We start from the raw sequence: 17,609 nt of genomic DNA on the forward strand, positions 1-17,609 counted from the left end.
GCTTAATCGCCTGAAAACTGAATCCGAAACGAATCTGCATCCTACGTATAGGATAAGCCCTCGACCGATTAGTATTGGTCAGCTCCATGCATTGCTGCACTTCCACCTCCAACCTATCTACCTCGTCGTCTTCAAGGGGTCTTACTAATTGGGAAATCTCATCTTGAGGGGGGCTTCACGCTTAGATGCTTTCAGCGCTTATCCCGTCCGTACGTAGCTACCCAGCCATGCTCCTGGCGGAACAACTGGTGCACCAGCGGTACGTCCATCCCGGTCCTCTCGTACTAAGGACAGCTCCTCTCAAATTTCCTGCGCCCACGACAGATAGGGACCGAACTGTCTCACGACGTTCTGAACCCAGCTCGCGTACCGCTTTAATGGGCGAACAGCCCAACCCTTGGGACCTACTTCAGCCCCAGGATGCGATGAGCCGACATCGAGGTGCCAAACCTCCCCGTCGATGTGGACTCTTGGGGGAGATAAGCCTGTTATCCCCAGGGTAGCTTTTATCCGTTGAGCGATGGCCCTTCCATGCGGTACCACCGGATCACTAAGTCCGACTTTCGTCCCTGCTCGACTTGTAGGTCTCGCAGTCAAGCTCCCTTATGCCTTTGCACTCTGCGAATGATTTCCAACCATTCTGAGGGAACCTTGGAACGCCTCCGTTACTCTTTAGGAGGCGACCGCCCCAGTCAAACTGCCCGCCTGACACGGTCCCCGTACCCGGTAAGGGTACTAGGTTAGAACCTAGATACGATCAGGGTGGTATCCCAACGGCGCCTCCACCGAAGCTTGCGCTCCGATTTCTACGGCTCCCACCTATCCTGTACAGATCGTACCCAAATTCAATATCAAGCTGCAGTAAAGCTCCATGGGGTCTTTCCGTCTTGTCGCGGGTAACCTGCATCTTCACAGGTATTAAAATTTCACCGGATCTCTCGTTGAGACAGCGCCCAAGTCGTTACGCCATTCGTGCGGGTCAGAATTTACCTGACAAGGAATTTCGCTACCTTAGGACCGTTATAGTTACGGCCGCCGTTTACTGGGGCTTCGGTTCATAGCTTCGGGTTACCCCTAACCACTCCCCTTAACCTTCCAGCACCGGGCAGGCGTCAGCCCGTATACTTCGCCTTGCGGCTTCGCACAGACCTGTGTTTTTGCTAAACAGTCGCTTGGGCCTTTTCACTGCGGCCCCCTCGTGCTATTCACACTACCGGGGCACCCCTTCTCCCGAAGTTACGGGGTCATTTTGCCGAGTTCCTTAACGAGAGTTCTTCCGCGCGCCTTAGAATTCTCTTCTCGCCTACCTGTGTCGGTTTGCGGTACGGGCACCTTCTCCTGGCTAGAGGCTTTTCTTGGCAGTGTGAGATCATGACCTTCGCTACTACAATTTTCGCTCCCCATCACAGCCCAGCCTTAACGATGTGCGGATTTGCCTACACATCAGCCTCACTGCTTAGACGGACATCCATCAGTCCGCGTCACTACCCTCCTGCGTCACCCCATCGCTCATAGCGGATTACGGTGGTACAGTAATTTCAAACTGTTGTCCTTCGACTACGCCTTTCGGCCTCGCCTTAGGTCCCGACTTACCCTGAGCGGACGAGCCTTCCTCAGGAAACCTTGGGCTTTCGGCGGATCAGATTCTCACTGATCTTTTCGTTACTCATACCGGCATTCTCACTTGTGTAGTGTCCAGCGCTCTTTTCAGTACACCTTCAACCCCTACACAACGCTCCCCTACCCCAGATACATAGTATCTAGCCATAGCTTCGGTGGTGTGTTTAGCCCCGTTACATTTTCGGCGCAGAGTCACTCGACCAGTGAGCTATTACGCACTCTTTCAATGGTGGCTGCTTCTAAGCCAACATCCTGGTTGTCTGTGCAACTCCACATCCTTTCCCACTTAACACACACTTGGGGACCTTAGCTGATGGTCTGGGCTGTTTCCCTTTTGACAATGGATCTTAGCACTCACTGTCTGACTCCCGGCAATAAGTATATGGCATTCGGAGTTTGACTGAGCTTGGTAATCCTTGCGGACCCCGCACCCAATCAGTGCTCTACCTCCACTACTCTTATACCGAGGCTAGCCCTAAAGCTATTTCGGGGAGAACCAGCTATCTCCGAGTTCGATTGGAATTTCTCCGCTACCCCCACCTCATCCCCGCACTTTTCAACGTACGTGGGTTCGGGCCTCCAGTGCGTGTTACCGCACCTTCACCCTGGACAGGGGTAGATCACACGGTTTCGGGTCTACGTCCACATACTAATTCGCCCTATTCAGACTCGCTTTCGCTGCGGCTCCACCTTCTCGGCTTAACCTTGCATGTTAAACGTAACTCGCCGGTTCATTCTACAAAAGGCACGCCATCACCCATTAATAGGGCTCTGACTTTTTGTAAGCACACGGTTTCAGGTTCTATTTCACTCCCCTTCCGGGGTGCTTTTCACCTTTCCCTCACGGTACTGTTTCACTATCGGTCGCCAGGTAGTATTTAGCCTTAGCAGATGGTCCTGCTGGATTCATACGGGGTTTCACGTGCCCCGCACTACTCGGGATCCGTCTCGGAGAGAACACAGTTTAGGCTACAGGGCTTTTACCTCTATCGCGGGCCTTTCCAGACCTCTTCGCCTACCATATTCCTTTGTAACTCCATGTGAGACGTCCCACAACCCCTAAGAGCAAGCTCTTAGGTTTAGGCTGTTCCGCGTTCGCTCGCCGCTACTGACGGAATCACTATTGTTTTCTCTTCCTCAGGGTACTTAGATGTTTCAGTTCCCCTGGTCTGCCTCTACATTTCCTATGTATTCAGAAATGAGTAACTGCGAATTACCACAGCTGGGTTTCCCCATTCGGACACCCCCGGATCAAAGCTTGCTTACAGCTCCCCGAGGCAGTTTCGTTGTTCGCCACGTCCTTCGTCGGCTCCTGGCGCCTAGGCATCCTCCGTGTGCTCTTATTAGCTTAACCTTGATTCTTCCGAAGAAAAATCTCACTAATAACATTTACTTGTTTACACAAGTTGCTAAAAGATGTTCTAAAACGCAAATTCGTTTCGGTATCCAGTTTTCAAGGATCAAGTCTTACTTGAGAGCTTAAACTCTCAAAACTGAGCAACGAGTGAGTAACAGGCCTAAACCTGAGTTTGGAAGCTGAGCTTCCGATTTGAATGTTCTCATTGCAGAGAACGATTCTCCATAGAAAGGAGGTGATCCAGCCGCACCTTCCGATACGGCTACCTTGTTACGACTTCACCCCAATCATCTACCCCACCTTCGGCGGCTGGCTCCCTTGCGGGTTACCCCACCGACTTCGGGTGTTGTAAACTCTCGTGGTGTGACGGGCGGTGTGTACAAGACCCGGGAACGTATTCACCGCGGCATGCTGATCCGCGATTACTAGCAATTCCGACTTCATGCAGGCGAGTTGCAGCCTGCAATCCGAACTGAGACCGGCTTTGATGGGATTGGCTCCACCTCGCGGCTTCGCTTCCCGTTGTACCGGCCATTGTAGTACGTGTGTAGCCCAGGTCATAAGGGGCATGATGATTTGACGTCATCCCCACCTTCCTCCGGTTTGTCACCGGCAGTCACTCTAGAGTGCCCAACATTACTTGCTGGCAACTAAAGTTAAGGGTTGCGCTCGTTGCGGGACTTAACCCAACATCTCACGACACGAGCTGACGACAACCATGCACCACCTGTCTCCTCTGTCCCGAAGGCCGCTGCTATCTCTAGCAGATTCAGAGGGATGTCAAGACCTGGTAAGGTTCTTCGCGTTGCTTCGAATTAAACCACATACTCCACTGCTTGTGCGGGTCCCCGTCAATTCCTTTGAGTTTCAGTCTTGCGACCGTACTCCCCAGGCGGAGTGCTTACTGTGTTAACTTCGGCACCAAGGGTATCGAAACCCCTAACACCTAGCACTCATCGTTTACGGCGTGGACTACCAGGGTATCTAATCCTGTTTGCTCCCCACGCTTTCGCGCCTCAGCGTCAGTTACAGCCCAGAAAGTCGCCTTCGCCACTGGTGTTCCTCCACATATCTACGCATTTCACCGCTACACGTGGAATTCCACTTTCCTCTTCTGTACTCAAGCCACCCAGTTTCCAGTGCGACCTCAGGTTGAGCCCAAGGTTTAAACACCAGACTTAAATAGCCGCCTGCGCGCGCTTTACGCCCAATAATTCCGGACAACGCTTGCCCCCTACGTATTACCGCGGCTGCTGGCACGTAGTTAGCCGGGGCTTTCTTCTCAGGTACCGTCACTCCGGTAGCAGTTACTCTACCGGACGTTCTTCCCTGGCAACAGAGCTTTACGATCCGAAAACCTTCATCACTCACGCGGCGTTGCTCCGTCAGGCTTTCGCCCATTGCGGAAGATTCCCTACTGCTGCCTCCCGTAGGAGTCTGGGCCGTGTCTCAGTCCCAGTGTGGCCGTTCACCCTCTCAGGTCGGCTACGCATCGTCGCCTTGGTGGGCCGTTACCCCACCAACTAGCTAATGCGCCGCAGGCCCATCCCTCAGTGACAGATTGCTCCGTCTTTCATTCTTCTCTCAGGAGAAAAAAGAAATTATCCGGTATTAGCTACCGTTTCCGGTAGTTATCCCAGTCTGAAGGGCAGGTTGCCTACGTGTTACTCACCCGTCCGCCGCTAAGTTATTTTGAAAGCAAGCTTTCAAAATAACTCCGCTCGACTTGCATGTATTAGGCACGCCGCCAGCGTTCGTCCTGAGCCAGGATCAAACTCTCCAATTAGTATTGAAAAGAGCGATATGCTCATTTTGAAACATCTGACGAGAAAATTAATTCTCTAATTTTGGATTTCACTTGCGTGATTTCCTACTCACTCGTTGTTCAGTTTTCAAAGATCAAGCTGTTTATTTCGTCGATGTGTTGTTCAGCAGCGACCTTTATAATATATCACAGCGTCCTCGTTTTAGTCAACCTTTTTTTTAATTTCTTTTTTTGGTTGTCTTTCGAATGTTTTCGAAAGCACATCTCTGTGTCAGAGGGACGAGTTATAATTTAACACATGAACAAGGAAAGAGTCAACCATTAATTTTTCTGAATAAATATGAGCGTTTCATATTAGTAAACAAACAAAAAGAGAGTGCTCAGCCTCTCCCTATCCTTGCTCATCTCTCTATAATTAAACATCTTCTACTGTATCTAATTTATCTCTATAATGTATAGCGGATCGCATGCCCTTCTCCCTCGTGAACATCAGCCCAAGATGTAATCTCTCGGATTAGCGAACGAGAAACCAGCTTTCGTAAAACAAGGGGTAGTTCAGACTCTAATTGACTCAGACCTGAATGCTGCAGTAATTCTTTAATGCTCCATGCTTCCTTACGGCTATTCAAAATATTAAAGAGCAATAGACAACAGTCCGTCATTTTGGACATAATCCCAAATTCACATGCAAGAAGCACAAGCTCCACACGTTGCTCTAAGGTCTCAGTACTGACCGTTAACTCCTCATAAAGTTTATGAACAGAGGTATTCATGCTTTTAACCTGCTCCCAAATAGCTGGCTCGGGGAAAGCACCCACTTCACTCACTTCTATTCTTGCCCAATGGTATAAGGCTATCAATACACAGTTGTAAGCATCCATAATAAAGCCAGCCTCTATATAGCGCTTGGATTTCACATACATATGCAAAAAGCGAGCAAACTCCATAAATGCGACCCGTTCCTTGATCGGTCCTTCAAATTGCAGTATCTCGCGTCGCATTTCCTCTAGTATTCCCTTGGGGTCCCAGATCACTTCCCCCCTCATCAAACTGATAAGAAGTTCGTTATTATCCCCTGCCATAACAGCCTGCTCCAAAGCAAAAAGGCCAATATGGACTGACTGGGTCCGTTGGTCACCGGCAATGGTATGGCGAACAATATGCTCTCTATCCTGTTCTTCATGCAAAACTAACACTACCATATCAAAATCTTGAAGAAGTGCGCTTTGAAACGGAATATCCCCATTCTGCCGCAAAACGACCGCTCCTAAAACATTCTCATCAAACGTTTCTCCACTCAACAAAGTTACATTGGACAGTTCCATGCTTCCCTCCATTAAATTTGGCGATTTTGCGTCCAGTCAGTTATAATTCAGTTATAATTATTATTCTACATATGAAAGACAGTTCCTTCTGGACAACCCAACTATATTTAGTTAGGAGCAAACACTCATGAAGTTTAAAACGGCTAAGATCAACGCTTTTCGCACATGGGGATTACTGCTCACAATGCTCGGAATGGGACTTATGGTTTTGGGTACAGCGGGCATCGTGTTTTGGGGCTCAACTGGAAAAGTATTCGCTGGAATCGGTCTTGTAATCGGTTTAATCTCAATGATGGCAAGTCTTGCAATCTATTTCTGGGCTGGGATGCTGTCAACTAGCGCAGTCCAACTGGAATGCCCTGAATGTCACAAGCTGACCAAAATGCTGGGCAAAACAGACCGCTGTATGTTCTGCCATACCATCCTTACTATGGATCCAGCTGAGGCCAATATTACTGCGGAACAACTTAAGAGTCAGCAGCTTAATCAATAAAACACATCTTACAGAAGCTTATTACTAGCGATTTATAATGCGATCAAACATTTGCTTAATACAACAAAGGGGCCCCCGTATTGGGAGCCCCTTTGTTCATTATAAATGAAATAATAATTACTTATGAATCCCTTGTAATGCCTCCCACGCAGACGGATTACTAAAGCTGCGATTCCATGAACCAATGCCACCAAGCCCTAAAGACTTAGCAAGCTCAACTCTAGCTTCTAAAGAAACTTTGTCTTCGATCCATATTTTTTTAAGAGCGCCATCCTCCTTATACTCAACGTAATTCTGCCCTGCTGCCTTATCAAAGGTTGGGGTCAGCTTCTTCTCTTTAATAATTTTTTCAACGGCATTCATACTAACCGATTTAGAGCTTACTTTGGTCTTGCCATCCACCTGGGCCTCAGTCCAGATTCTAGTGTACAGTGGAATCCCTAGAATCAGCTTCTCAGGCGGCACATCGTCTTCCTCTATGATCCGGCTTAACGAGCTTTCTACCCACGGCAGAGACGCAACAGAGCCCGCTACAGGACTAGCAGCCCAATGCTCGTCATAAGCCATAACAATAAGATAATCAACTACTGAATTAAGAGCTCTACGATCAAGGAATGCTGACCACATCTCACTGTTAGATTTAGGGGTTACGTCTATGGAGACGATTAAGTTTTTGGCTTGAGCCATAGGTTTTAGCTCTCGCATAAATTGTGTAACATTCTCCCCGTCTTTCGTATATACATTCTCAAAGTCAATATTAATTCCATCCAGCTTGTATAAATCTGAATACTCGAGGATCTGTACGATCGCGTTCATCCGCTTCTCATAGCTCGACAATGCCTCAGTGGTTATGTCTGGTTCAAAGCTATTGCTGAGCAGCCCCCATACTTCCAAACCGCGCTCATGGGCCCACTGCACATACGCACTATCAGCCTGACTGCGCACATTCCCATCACCATCTATGATACTGAACCAAGTCGGGCTAGCCACGTTAACGCCCGGAAGCTCACCGAATGTACTTGGGTCAGGTTTGCGTTGATAAACAGCTTCCCAATACAAATTCACTGACTTCCCTTTCCAGCTTCGTTCTGCCCGTGAGGGAGTGGTGCTTTTGGGTTCCACTGTCTTTTGACCGTCTGAGATAATATCACTGGCCTTGGCATAACCCGCATAACCGCTGCTTAACTGCACATACAGCCAGTCCTCATTTTCCTTATTCCAAATACTCACGATGGCACCTGGGGACATATCGGCCACGATGGGTGCGTGAATCGAGGCTTCGCTGCGAAGAGCGACTGTCTTATCACCTGCTTCACCTTTCACTTTCCCCAGCGGTACACTCTCCCCTGCTGTCATTAACAGCACAGCCCCGGTAGTCGTATCCTCTTGAATCTCAAACCCATACAGGTCTTCTAAAACATCCGCAGGAAGATAAGTTATCTTTTCCTTAACTTCAGGTGCCAGCCGTAGCTGCAGCGGACGATTGTTCAGACTAGCATTGGTTTTATCCTCTTGCATATATAGAAGTTCACTTTCCGTTGATAAGATGACCGATTTAGTCTTTTCTTCATAACGAATAGATGAGTCCACATGTTCCTGCAGTAATGGTAGAGGTAAAAGCATGCTATCACCGGTCCCTGAGGCGGAATATCCTGTTAGCTCTCCTTTTACGAAGATAGGATGTTCTAGGCCTTTCCAGTCTGGATCGATGTGCTGGCGATTTGGCAATACAAAAAACACAACCCAATAAGCTGCTGCCGCAATGAGCAAAAGTCCAAAAAAGCGTCGGAAAAGACCTCCGCGCTTTTTGACGCGTTTCTGTCTATATCTTCTGTCCAAAATATATCCTCCAAATATTAGATGATTTTAAGTTAAGTCTAACAATACGATTATAACATCCACTTGGTTCCGGATAACCAGTATAAGTTAGTCATTTTCACTATATTTTGTTATTTCGAAAAAAATAAAAACGTGAGTCCTCCGCTTTCGGATTTCACACGTTTATTGTGTAGCTTGGCTATACGCCCTTAAGTCAGTAGTATTCTGTCTTATTGTTGCTTCTCTCTGCAACATTTGCAAACTCCATGCAATTCCATACGCAAACCCGTAATTTTGAAGCCCGTTTCCTGCTCTGCATGTATCTCTACATCATGAAGCGAAGGATAACTAAAATCTTCAATCTTACCGCATAGCTGACAGATGACATGATAATGATCAGATACATTGGCATCAAAACGACTGGAACTATCCCCGTAGGTCAACTCGCGAACCATGCCGGCTTCCATAAACATCTTGAGATTATTATATACAGTTGCTACGCTCATGCTCGGAAATTTCGGCTCTAGCGCCCGGTATATATCGTCAGCTGTAGGATGATTCATTGCTTCCATCAAATACGTAAGAATCGCATGACGCTGGGGCGTTATACGGACACCTGTTGTCTTTAATTGTTCCAGTGCATGTTGTACTCCACTCCCCATTACTGTCACCGCCTTTTGAATTTAAAAATAAAAGAAATACTTTTTAAGATTGTAAGACCGATTTTTCAATATTGTCAACGAAGTCTATACATTATATTTATTATTATATAAGAAAAATTACTTTTTTCAATATTTCCTAACATTTAGATTGCTATTTCCTTCAACATGAAGCTTGAACTCGCCGGTCCCCACTTCACCTGATACTTTTTTCTTATCAATTGTAAGTTCAGGCAAATCTGAAGTAATATCTCCATATCCACTGGATCCATTCACTGTATAGTTGCTTAACATCGGTAAATACAATTGAATGTCACCAACTGCGCTATAAATGTCCCAATCTCCAGCGACATCAGAAGAGCGAATATCAATGGTACCATTTAGAGATTCGGCATGTAGCTTGGATCTGGCTCCATCAACCTCTAAATTACCGTTTTTGGTAGTAATATCGATATCATTGCTATTTCCGATCGCACTAATATTGCCGACAGCCGTCGATAATTTCAAAGCACCGGTAACATCCCAAGCATTCATATTGCCTCCGCTCGTTGTTAAATCAACGCTGCCTTGAACAGATCTGGCACGGACAGCTCCATTCAGTGTTTTTCCCTTAACATTACCAAAGATACGATGAAGGATCAGCTCTCCATTCCCCGTTTCCAGAGAAATGTCTTCAATGGCTTCTACATTCTGCAACGTGATCCCGCCATTCATAGTGCGAACATCGAGGTTAAAGCGGCGATCCTCCGGCAAGTAAATATCTAAATCCATGCGTGGCTGGCGTTTACCGGATTCTCCATAGGCCTTGCTATTCGAGGTGATTTTTATGTTGGGCCCTTCAACAACGTCCACAAAGGACTGTTCTGATATAGCTTCAGCCATCGGCCCATCCAACTGATCTACCCAAACTGTCGTCGTAATTTGAATATCATCCACTGGAGCACGGTGTAATAAAATATCACCATTAATACTATCAATAGATATTTTTGCTGTATTTAATTCCACCGGAACAATTAGCGGGGCTTTCTGATATTTGCTGCCTTTAGCCTCACCATAGTCCACTGCAGCTGCCGTCAGGTTTAGACTGACATTTTTCCATAGATATAAATAATGTTCTTGCTCTGCAACAATAAATACACTCGCAGCTAGCAATATAGCAGATAAAAGTCCACGTAAATCCAATCTGATTCTGGTTCCCTTGGCTGAACGGTTAGAGAAGATAAACATCAGCAGGAACTCAATCCCCCATATCACCGGGATGACTGGCCACCACTTCAAGAGCAGGAGCATATAGTCAGTTCCCTCTCTCCAATCCAAAAACAAAGGAACAGAAATAGCTATCAGTAATATAGAAGCCGTATATCTTCCCACGCGCCGCTTGCGAGGTTCATTGTCTTTACGCTGCACAACTGCTCTGGCAATTTCTCTAGCTCCTATAAATAAGCCACCGCATACTAAAATGACAGACACGGCCATTTCGGCATAATGTTCAATAAAGAACTGGAGCCATGTTGGTTTCTGCCGGAACAGAATAAGCAGGGCGCCCCCTAAGAGCAATAAGAGTCCAAAGGATATCCCAGGCTCGCTGACGATACTACGACGTTTAGGAGCCTCGTTTGCTTTGGTCACAGGAATAGCAAGATCATGATCCTCTGGGAAGCGAAGAAGCCTGTCCGCTAATTGCAATACGTCATACACGTTATAAAAATAGATCACTGGAATAATGAGCGCAAGTAAAATAAGCAGTGGAACATTGATCTGCATCCCGATGGATGAGAAATACAATAAAGCTGAGATATCCAAAAGAATTAGAAAGATGAAGGTGATCCCTTTTCGGAGAAGCCCAAAATACAAATGCCCCGTCCCAGGGATGAGTGCTGCCAGCAGTCCAGCAATAAATTTACGTTTGCGGTGGCGCCGCTTCGGACGCGGAGGAATAATCCTCTTCTGTATCTCATTTTCCTTAGTCTCTATATCAACAGAACCTTGCAGTTCTTCCTGCTCTGGGAGCATTGCAGAGTCATGTTTCATTTTGGACTCCTCCTTTCGTAAATAGTTGTCTATGAATATCTTTTTTCAAAGAGAACCACTCCGATGAAATTCAATCAATTCAACTCCTGGAGCGACTTCCTCCACACCGGTAGGCAGAAAACCATGTTTACTGTACAACGAAACGGCAGGTGTATTCTTTTTGCCTGTCGACACAATGAATTGCTCCATCCCTGCAAAATGCTCAAATACATATTCCAAAAGATGGCTAGCGATACCTCTACGAAAAAAGTCCGGCCCCACCATCATTCGTGTAATCGTCAATTTGCCAGGAGATTCTTCCTCTACAGCAACAGCACCCATTAGTTCCTCATCTTTATCGAAGCAGCCATAAAAACCCTCTTTAGAGCTGCTGAGCATTTCTCTCGTCTCCATCAGAGGTGGTATTTCACGAAAGCCTATAAGTTCAGCTTCCAGTCTATAGGCCTTATGCTGAAGACTCCATAATTCATTAACGGTGCTTTCATCCTGCAGATTTAGCTTGTTAATTGTATTCATCCTAACCAGTCCCCTTATATGCCGCTAAGGGCCTGCCGTTGCCGACAAGCCCTTAGCTTATTACATAAGTATATTACCCCAATTATAAACGCCTTTGGCGTCCTTTTATGGACGACAAGCGTTTAGCTGCTCAATACCTCGATGAGAAGTTTATTAGCAAGACCCGGATTCGCCTTACCTTTACTTTCTTTCATGACTTGTCCGACCAGGAAGCCGATTGCTTTCTGTTTACCCGCTTTATAATCTTCCACTGATTGCGGATTGGCGGCTACGACTGCTTCCACTATCCCTTTAATGGCACCTTCATCGCTGATCTGCACCAGACCTTTTTCCTCAACGATAACAGCTGGCAGTTTACCGCTCTCTAGCATTTCTTTAAATACTGTTTTAGCGATTTTGCTGCTGATGGTTCCGGCTGCAATCAGCCCGATCATCTCGCCTAGCCCTTGTGGTGTAATTTGTACCTGCGACAACTCCAGATTATTACCATTCAAATAGGCAAGCAAGTCACCCATAATCCAGTTAGCTACAGCCTTGGCATCCTGCGTATAGGCAAGACATCCTTCGAAAAAGTCCGCTAACAGTTTAGAGGATGTAATGACGCCTGCATCATAAGCTGTCAGGCCCAGTTCCCCGCTATAACGTGCTTTCCGAGCATCCGGAAGTTCTGGAATCGTTGAACGAATGGATTCTTTCCAAGCATCATCAATATGCAGAACGATCAAGTCCGGGTCCGGGAAGTAACGATAATCATGCGCTTCTTCTTTCCCGCGCATCGATAATGTTTTCCCTTGTGCTTCATCCCAGCGGCGAGTCTCCTGCACAACAACTCCACCATCATCCAGGATCTCAGCCTGACGATATTGTTCATACTCCAGTCCACGCAATACACCGCGGAAGGAGTTCATGTTCTTAAGCTCTGCTCTAATGCCGAATTCCTCTTGTCCTTCTGGGCGTAGACTGATGTTCGCGTCACAGCGCATCGACCCTTCTTCCATCTTGACATCGGATACGTCACAATACTGCATAATCGCACGGATTTTCTCCAAATAAGCACGAGCTTCCTCAGGGGAGCGCAGATCAGGTTCGGATACGATTTCGATAAGGGGTGTTCCCACCCGGTTAAAATCGACTAGCGAGGCAAATCCGCCATCTACGTGCGTAAGCTTACCTGCATCCTCTTCCAAATGAAGACGAGTAATGCCGATCCGTTTGGTCTCTCCGTTAACTTCAATGTCGATCCAACCGTTCAGGCCGATAGGCTGATCAAATTGTGAAATCTGATAAGCTTTTGGTGAATCCGGGTAAAAATAGTTCTTGCGGTCGAATTTGCTAACATCACCAATGGTGCAATTCAGCGCCATCGCTGCTTTCATTGCGTATTCTACCGCTTGTTTATTGAGCACTGGCAATACGCCGGGGTGACCCAAGCAGACAGGACAGGTATGAGTGTTAGGTGGGGCTCCAAATTCAGTGGAGCATCCGCAGAAAATTTTGGAGTTGGTATGAAGTTCTACGTGAACTTCCAAGCCGATGACGGTTTCGTATTTAGACATAAGTAATCCCATTCCCTCCTTTACTACAGCTGTGGACGCTGCTTGTGATGATCTGTATTTTGTTCAAAAGCATGAGCGACACGCAGAATCGTGCTCTCGTCAAATTCCTTACCGATAATTTGCAGACCTACAGGCATGCCTTCCGCAAAACCACAAGGAACACTCACGGCCGGAATACCCGCCAAGCTTACAGGAATCGTGAGAATATCGTTCAGATACATGGTCAGCGGATCTTCAGTCTGTGAACCCAATTTGAATGCTGTCGTTGGCGCTGTTGGGCCGATGACCACATCATATTTTTTAAAGATGTCATCAAAGTCCTGTTTAATCAAAGTACGCACCTTTTGTGCTTTTAAATAGTAAGCATCGTAATACCCGGAGCTGAGTGCATAAGTACCCAACATAATACGACGTTTGACCTCAGGACCAAAGCCGCGGCTGCGGGAATTAAGATATAGATCAAGCAATCCTCCGCCTTCATCTACACGAGCGCCATAACGCACACCGTCAAAACGCGCAAGGTTAGATGAAGCTTCCGAAGAGGACAGCAAATAGTAAGCTGCTACTGCATATTCTGTATGCGGTAATGAAACTTCCTCCCAGACAGCACCCATTCCTTCCAGCACTTTAAGTGCAGACAAAACTGTCTCACGCACAGAAGCATCGACACCTGCTCCCAAATATTCCTTAGGTACAGCAATGCGAAGTCCGGATACATCACCAGTCAGTGAACTCAAATAATCAGGAATTTCTACTTTAGCAGAAGTAGAGTCCTGGGCATCATAACCGGCAATCGCTTGAAGGACATAGGCAGAATCCTCTACATTACGTGTTAATGGTCCAATCTGATCGAGTGAGGAAGCAAAGGCTACCAGCCCGTAACGTGATACAAGACCGTAAGTAGGTTTGAGACCTACAACACCACAATAGGAAGCTGGCTGGCGGATGGAACCCCCAGTATCCGAACCTAGTGAGAAGAACACTTCGCCCGCAGCTACTGCTGCAGCAGATCCGCCACTGGAACCGCCGGGCACACGCTCTAAATCCCAAGGATTGCGTACAGGACCAAAGCTTGAGTTCTCATTAGATCCGCCCATTGCGAATTCATCCATATTTAATTTACCGATCGTTACGGCATCTGCCTGCTGCAGTTTAGAAGCTACAGTAGCGTTATAAATCGGCTGGAAGTCGCTCAAAAATTGGCTGGCACAAGTTGTGCGCAGGCCTTTAGTTACAATATTATCCTTGATTCCGGCAGGAAGACCAAACAGCAACCCACGTGCTGCTCCGGATGCCAGTTTGTCGTCCAAAGCGCGTGCAGTGCTACGAGCGCCCTCCTCATTCAAGGTCAAAAATGCATTTACGTTCTTATCCCGCTCAGCGATAATCGCCAGCGATTCTTCAGTCAGTTCACTGACCGATACCTCTTTAGCAGTTAACATGCGGTGTACTTCAGGCAATCGATTTTGAAACAGGCTCAAGATTCTTCCCCCTTTCTAATTATGTAGTTATTCCAAAACAGCTGGAACCTTGAAATGTCCGTCTTCATCATCTGGAGCGTTAAGAAGTGCTTCCTCTTGCGTAAGGCTATCCTTCACAACATCCTCCCGCATTACATTGCTGACTTGCAGCACATGCGTGGTCGGCTTTACATTCTCCGTATCTAGCTCATCTAATTTCTCGGCATATTGTAAAATAGCATTCATTTGTTCTGTAAAGGTTGCCTCTTCTTCCGGGCTCAGCTGCAGACGAGCCAGCTTGGCCACATGCTGCACATCTTTAACGGTAATGCTCATAAGAAAAATCCCTCCTGTTTAAAGGGCTAAAGCGCCCGGATAACGTTTTTAATTATATTGTAGAAGCTTGGACAATTCAATGATGGGCTGTAAAACAAACGCTCCTTTATCAAAGTGAAGGGGATTCCTACACATTTTAAAGGAGCGTATCGTTAGTATATTCATAGAGAAGGGTTTTGACAGTCAGTGATTTCACAGCATTTAGCAGCGGTATGACAAAACAAAAAAGCCGGCTTGCGCCGGCCTTCCTTAAATCCAAGCTCGAAGATTCACTTGTTTGATGAAATCCGCTTGGGACATGCTTTCGCTTGACGTTGATTCCGTCTCTTCTATATCCATATCTTCACCGTTCATCAAATGATGGAACAGCTTCTCATTGTACGTGGACAAAGCATAATCAATCAACGCTTCATGCGTTGCTCTCTCAGCCTCAGCTACTAATAAATGTTCTTCCGCCTCAATGTCCTCAGCCGGAACATAAAAGTTCCTATTAGCCTCTGGTACACGAATAACATAGTCAAACGCATTATCGGGATTGCGGTCGTAAGCAATTAGGTAGCCGTATTCCCCGATAGGAAGACTCTGCTCGAAAGCGTCCGCAACAATGACAATCTTCTCTCCTAAACGCAGCATCGCCCTACCTCCTAACCCCAAAATCTTTCAAGATTTTGCTTGTTTCAACAGTCTACTAAAAAAAGATAGAACTGTCTAGTTGAAGGCTGGCCGATCCTACAAATTCTATGAAAATATACTATATTTAATAAAAATATAACTTATGGTTCAAGCGGGTAAGTTATTCTTCCTTGTCAAAAGTGCAGCACCCACTAAACAAATCAAGATCAAAATAGCTGCTGAAAGATAGGGTCCAACCCTGAAGCCTTCTCCAGCCATAAGAATTCCAGCCGATAACCCGGAAAGCCCCGCAGGTGCCCATTCAAACCATGAAGGTAATAAGCTTTGGCCTAATGATAATCCTGCCATTAGCGCCAATGCTAAAAAGGCGGCAACTGGAGATTTTAAAAATCCACTAAACAACAACGTAGCTGAGACAGCACATAACAGCCACAATCCATATACTCCAGAAGCTGCGATGACATCTCCCCAAGATAGTGAACCAATCAACTGCTCCGTGTAGTAAGCCGCCCCCGCTGCACCTAATCCTAGAGCAACGATCAACAGGGTCAGCTGCGCTGCCCATTTAGCGAACACTATTGCGGCTGGAGAAACCGGCCTTACCAGAATTAATTCCATAGTTCCGCTATAGCGCTCACCGGCTAAAACATTCATCGCGCCAAGCGCCAATACTAACATTCCGAACGTTCCGTACTGTCCCAGAGATTGCGCCATCACAGCTGCGGCACTCGGTATTTCATACCCCTCTAGCAGACCTGGGGGAACATCACCTGAAGCTTTTAATATTTCCGGCAAATAATAAGTAGTTAACGGCTGCATAATACCTAATAGGATAAAAACGACAGGTATCCAGATTAACTTATAACTGCGAGCCATTTCGAGCATTTCTTTGCGATAAAGGACCCAGGCGCTTCTCATACTCCCACCACCTTCATAAATAAATCCTCTAACGTGGAAGAACCCGCTTCAAATTGCAGTAATGGAATTTCGAGCTGCGCCGCTTCTTGCAGAATCGTCCATCGGGCCATGTCTACATCGTTCACATTAAAAATTGCCTGATCTCCGAACAACTGAGTCTCTAGTACAAACGGTTTGGCAGCAAGAGACTCCAGCCACTGAATAGCTTTTTCTTGCTTCTCTGTACGTAAACGAATAACAGGAAGGCTGTATTGTGTACGCAGCTGTGATAAAGACCCCTTCTCAGCAATCAAGCCATGATTCATTAAAATAATATCATCGCAAATTTCTTCTGCATCATGCAGCACATGTGTAGAAAAAACTACAGTTGTCTCTTCACGTATCTCCCGCAGCAGTCCCATTACTTCTCTGCGGCCAATCGGATCAAGTGCAGATACAGGCTCATCAAGCAACAGCAGACGAGGCCGGTGCACAAGCGCCTGAGCCAGACCCAGCCGCTGCTTCATCCCACCGGAGTATCCACCAATCCGGCGACGAGCATCACCTTTAAGCCCTACACGCTCGAGCGATTCCAATGCCCTGCTGGTTGCGTCTTTAGTTCCCATTCCACTAAGCTTTGCAGCGAAAACAACATATTCATGTCCAGTCATCCAACCATAAAAAGCTGGGGACTGTGGCACATATCCTAATCCTCTGCGATATTCGGCTCCAGGACGGCTCCCCTCAAATGAAATCATTCCAGAGGTGGGTTCTAGCAGCCCTGCCAGCATACGAAGTGTGGTCGTTTTCCCAGCACCGTTAGGCCCCAGTAAAGCGACGCACCGTTCTTTCTCAATTTCAAAGCTTATATCATTTACGGAAATATGCGCCCCATAGCTTTTGCGCAAATTCTTAACTTGAAGGAGTGACATCAGACATCTTTCCTTCCTATTGTGAAATAAGCTACGCTGCCTAATATATTTCCGCAAATAATGATAATAATCCACATCCATTTTGGACCACGAACGTTATCCGCTTTGGCCAGAGATATCAGACCAATAATAGCAAGCAAAGCCTGCAGAATAATTAACGGCATGATTAAACCCCATTTTACCTCTTCCATGAAGTACCACTCCTTGTAAT

13 protein-coding genes and 2 rRNA genes are annotated in these 17,609 nt (G+C 46.6%); 1 reads left to right on the forward strand and 14 read right to left on the reverse strand.

The features are described from left to right. Positions 1-48: 48 nt before the first annotated feature. The 3 genes from NSQ55_RS26165 to NSQ55_RS26175 all read right to left on the reverse strand — a co-directional run bounded on the left by NSQ55_RS26165 (position 49) and on the right by NSQ55_RS26175 (position 6,067). Positions 49-2,974, reverse strand: a 23S ribosomal RNA gene (locus NSQ55_RS26165). 231 nt (positions 2,975-3,205) lie between these two features. Continuing rightward, positions 3,206-4,763: ribosomal RNA gene (locus NSQ55_RS26170) — 16S ribosomal RNA — on the reverse strand. The 16S and 23S rRNA genes sit together here, the layout of an rRNA operon. 425 nt (positions 4,764-5,188) lie before the next feature. Next, on the reverse strand, positions 5,189-6,067 hold the full coding sequence (locus NSQ55_RS26175; RefSeq protein ID WP_076128632.1) for a nucleotidyltransferase-like protein: 879 nt from the start codon (positions 6,065-6,067) through the stop codon (positions 5,189-5,191). Between the two features lie 127 nt (positions 6,068-6,194). Between NSQ55_RS26175 and NSQ55_RS26180 the strand changes: the two genes are divergently transcribed. Then, positions 6,195-6,560: a DUF2614 family zinc ribbon-containing protein gene (locus NSQ55_RS26180; RefSeq protein WP_036680151.1), complete on the forward strand. Its 366-nt coding sequence runs from the start codon at positions 6,195-6,197 to the stop codon at positions 6,558-6,560. A gap of 117 nt (positions 6,561-6,677) precedes the next feature. On the opposite strand, the gene NSQ55_RS26185 is transcribed toward NSQ55_RS26180, so the two are convergent. From NSQ55_RS26185 to NSQ55_RS26235, 11 genes are all read right to left on the reverse strand, one after another. Next, a complete protein-coding gene (locus tag NSQ55_RS26185) occupies positions 6,678-8,399 on the reverse strand; it encodes a glycosyl hydrolase family 18 protein (protein WP_339169784.1) in 1,722 nt (573 codons plus the stop codon). A gap of 209 nt (positions 8,400-8,608) precedes the next feature. Further along, positions 8,609-9,040 carry a peroxide-responsive transcriptional repressor PerR gene (gene perR / locus NSQ55_RS26190; RefSeq protein WP_036680160.1) on the reverse strand — a complete coding sequence of 144 codons (432 nt, stop codon included), beginning with the start codon at positions 9,038-9,040 and terminating at the stop codon, positions 8,609-8,611. Positions 9,041-9,166: 126 nt separating this feature from the next. Beyond that, entirely contained in the window at positions 9,167-11,068 is a 1,902-nt protein-coding gene (locus NSQ55_RS26195; protein WP_339169787.1) for a DUF4097 family beta strand repeat-containing protein, read from the reverse strand. Between the two features lie 45 nt (positions 11,069-11,113). Next, entirely contained in the window at positions 11,114-11,584 is a 471-nt protein-coding gene (locus NSQ55_RS26200; protein WP_076146333.1) for a GNAT family N-acetyltransferase, read from the reverse strand. A gap of 122 nt (positions 11,585-11,706) precedes the next feature. Further along, positions 11,707-13,140, reverse strand: coding sequence for an Asp-tRNA(Asn)/Glu-tRNA(Gln) amidotransferase subunit GatB (gatB, locus tag NSQ55_RS26205; RefSeq protein WP_175617363.1), 1,434 nt, complete (start codon positions 13,138-13,140; stop codon positions 11,707-11,709). 23 nt (positions 13,141-13,163) lie between these two features. Further along, a complete protein-coding gene (gene gatA / locus NSQ55_RS26210) occupies positions 13,164-14,621 on the reverse strand; it encodes an Asp-tRNA(Asn)/Glu-tRNA(Gln) amidotransferase subunit GatA (RefSeq protein WP_076128638.1) in 1,458 nt (485 codons plus the stop codon). A gap of 27 nt (positions 14,622-14,648) precedes the next feature. Beyond that, complete coding sequence (gatC, locus tag NSQ55_RS26215; protein WP_339169791.1) at positions 14,649-14,936, reverse strand: Asp-tRNA(Asn)/Glu-tRNA(Gln) amidotransferase subunit GatC; 288 nt, start codon at positions 14,934-14,936, stop codon at positions 14,649-14,651. Positions 14,937-15,185: 249 nt separating this feature from the next. Beyond that, positions 15,186-15,569 (reverse strand): hypothetical protein, encoded by a 384-nt coding sequence (locus tag NSQ55_RS26220; protein ID WP_036680170.1) that lies wholly within the window; start codon positions 15,567-15,569, stop codon positions 15,186-15,188. A gap of 147 nt (positions 15,570-15,716) precedes the next feature. Then, on the reverse strand, positions 15,717-16,487 hold the full coding sequence (locus tag NSQ55_RS26225) for an ABC transporter permease subunit (protein ID WP_339169793.1): 771 nt from the start codon (positions 16,485-16,487) through the stop codon (positions 15,717-15,719). After that, positions 16,484-17,398, reverse strand: coding sequence for an ABC transporter ATP-binding protein (locus NSQ55_RS26230; protein ID WP_339169795.1), 915 nt, complete (start codon positions 17,396-17,398; stop codon positions 16,484-16,486). Before NSQ55_RS26230 ends, NSQ55_RS26225 begins: the two co-directional genes overlap by 4 nt. Next, complete coding sequence (locus NSQ55_RS26235; RefSeq protein WP_036680175.1) at positions 17,398-17,589, reverse strand: PLDc N-terminal domain-containing protein; 192 nt, start codon at positions 17,587-17,589, stop codon at positions 17,398-17,400. The genes NSQ55_RS26230 and NSQ55_RS26235 overlap by 1 nt, the downstream gene beginning before the upstream one ends. Positions 17,590-17,609: the final 20 nt, after the last annotated feature.

The organism is Paenibacillus sp. FSL H7-0943 (assembly GCF_037963265.1).
In the GTDB taxonomy this organism is placed as follows: Bacteria; Bacillota; Bacilli; order Paenibacillales; family Paenibacillaceae; genus Paenibacillus_AQ; species Paenibacillus_AQ odorifer.

What these genes read in the sequence shown, in the direction of transcription:
- NSQ55_RS26175 (WP_076128632.1), bottom strand. Translation starts at nt 6,067, where the DNA reads ATGGAACTGTCCAATGTAACTTTGTTGAGTGGAGAAACGTTTGATGAG.
- NSQ55_RS26180 (WP_036680151.1), top strand. Translation starts at nt 6,195, where the DNA reads ATGAAGTTTAAAACGGCTAAGATCAACGCTTTTCGCACATGGGGATTA.
- perR (WP_036680160.1), bottom strand. Translation starts at nt 9,040, where the DNA reads ATGGGGAGTGGAGTACAACATGCACTGGAACAATTAAAGACAACAGGT.
- NSQ55_RS26195 (WP_339169787.1), bottom strand. Translation starts at nt 11,068, where the DNA reads ATGAAACATGACTCTGCAATGCTCCCAGAGCAGGAAGAACTGCAAGGT.
- NSQ55_RS26200 (WP_076146333.1), bottom strand. Translation starts at nt 11,584, where the DNA reads ATGAATACAATTAACAAGCTAAATCTGCAGGATGAAAGCACCGTTAAT.
- gatB (WP_175617363.1), bottom strand. Translation starts at nt 13,140, where the DNA reads ATGTCTAAATACGAAACCGTCATCGGCTTGGAAGTTCACGTAGAACTT.
- gatC (WP_339169791.1), bottom strand. Translation starts at nt 14,936, where the DNA reads ATGAGCATTACCGTTAAAGATGTGCAGCATGTGGCCAAGCTGGCTCGT.
- NSQ55_RS26220 (WP_036680170.1), bottom strand. Translation starts at nt 15,569, where the DNA reads ATGCTGCGTTTAGGAGAGAAGATTGTCATTGTTGCGGACGCTTTCGAG.
- NSQ55_RS26225 (WP_339169793.1), bottom strand. Translation starts at nt 16,487, where the DNA reads ATGAGAAGCGCCTGGGTCCTTTATCGCAAAGAAATGCTCGAAATGGCT.
- NSQ55_RS26230 (WP_339169795.1), bottom strand. Translation starts at nt 17,398, where the DNA reads ATGTCACTCCTTCAAGTTAAGAATTTGCGCAAAAGCTATGGGGCGCAT.
- NSQ55_RS26235 (WP_036680175.1), bottom strand. Translation starts at nt 17,589, where the DNA reads ATGGAAGAGGTAAAATGGGGTTTAATCATGCCGTTAATTATTCTGCAG.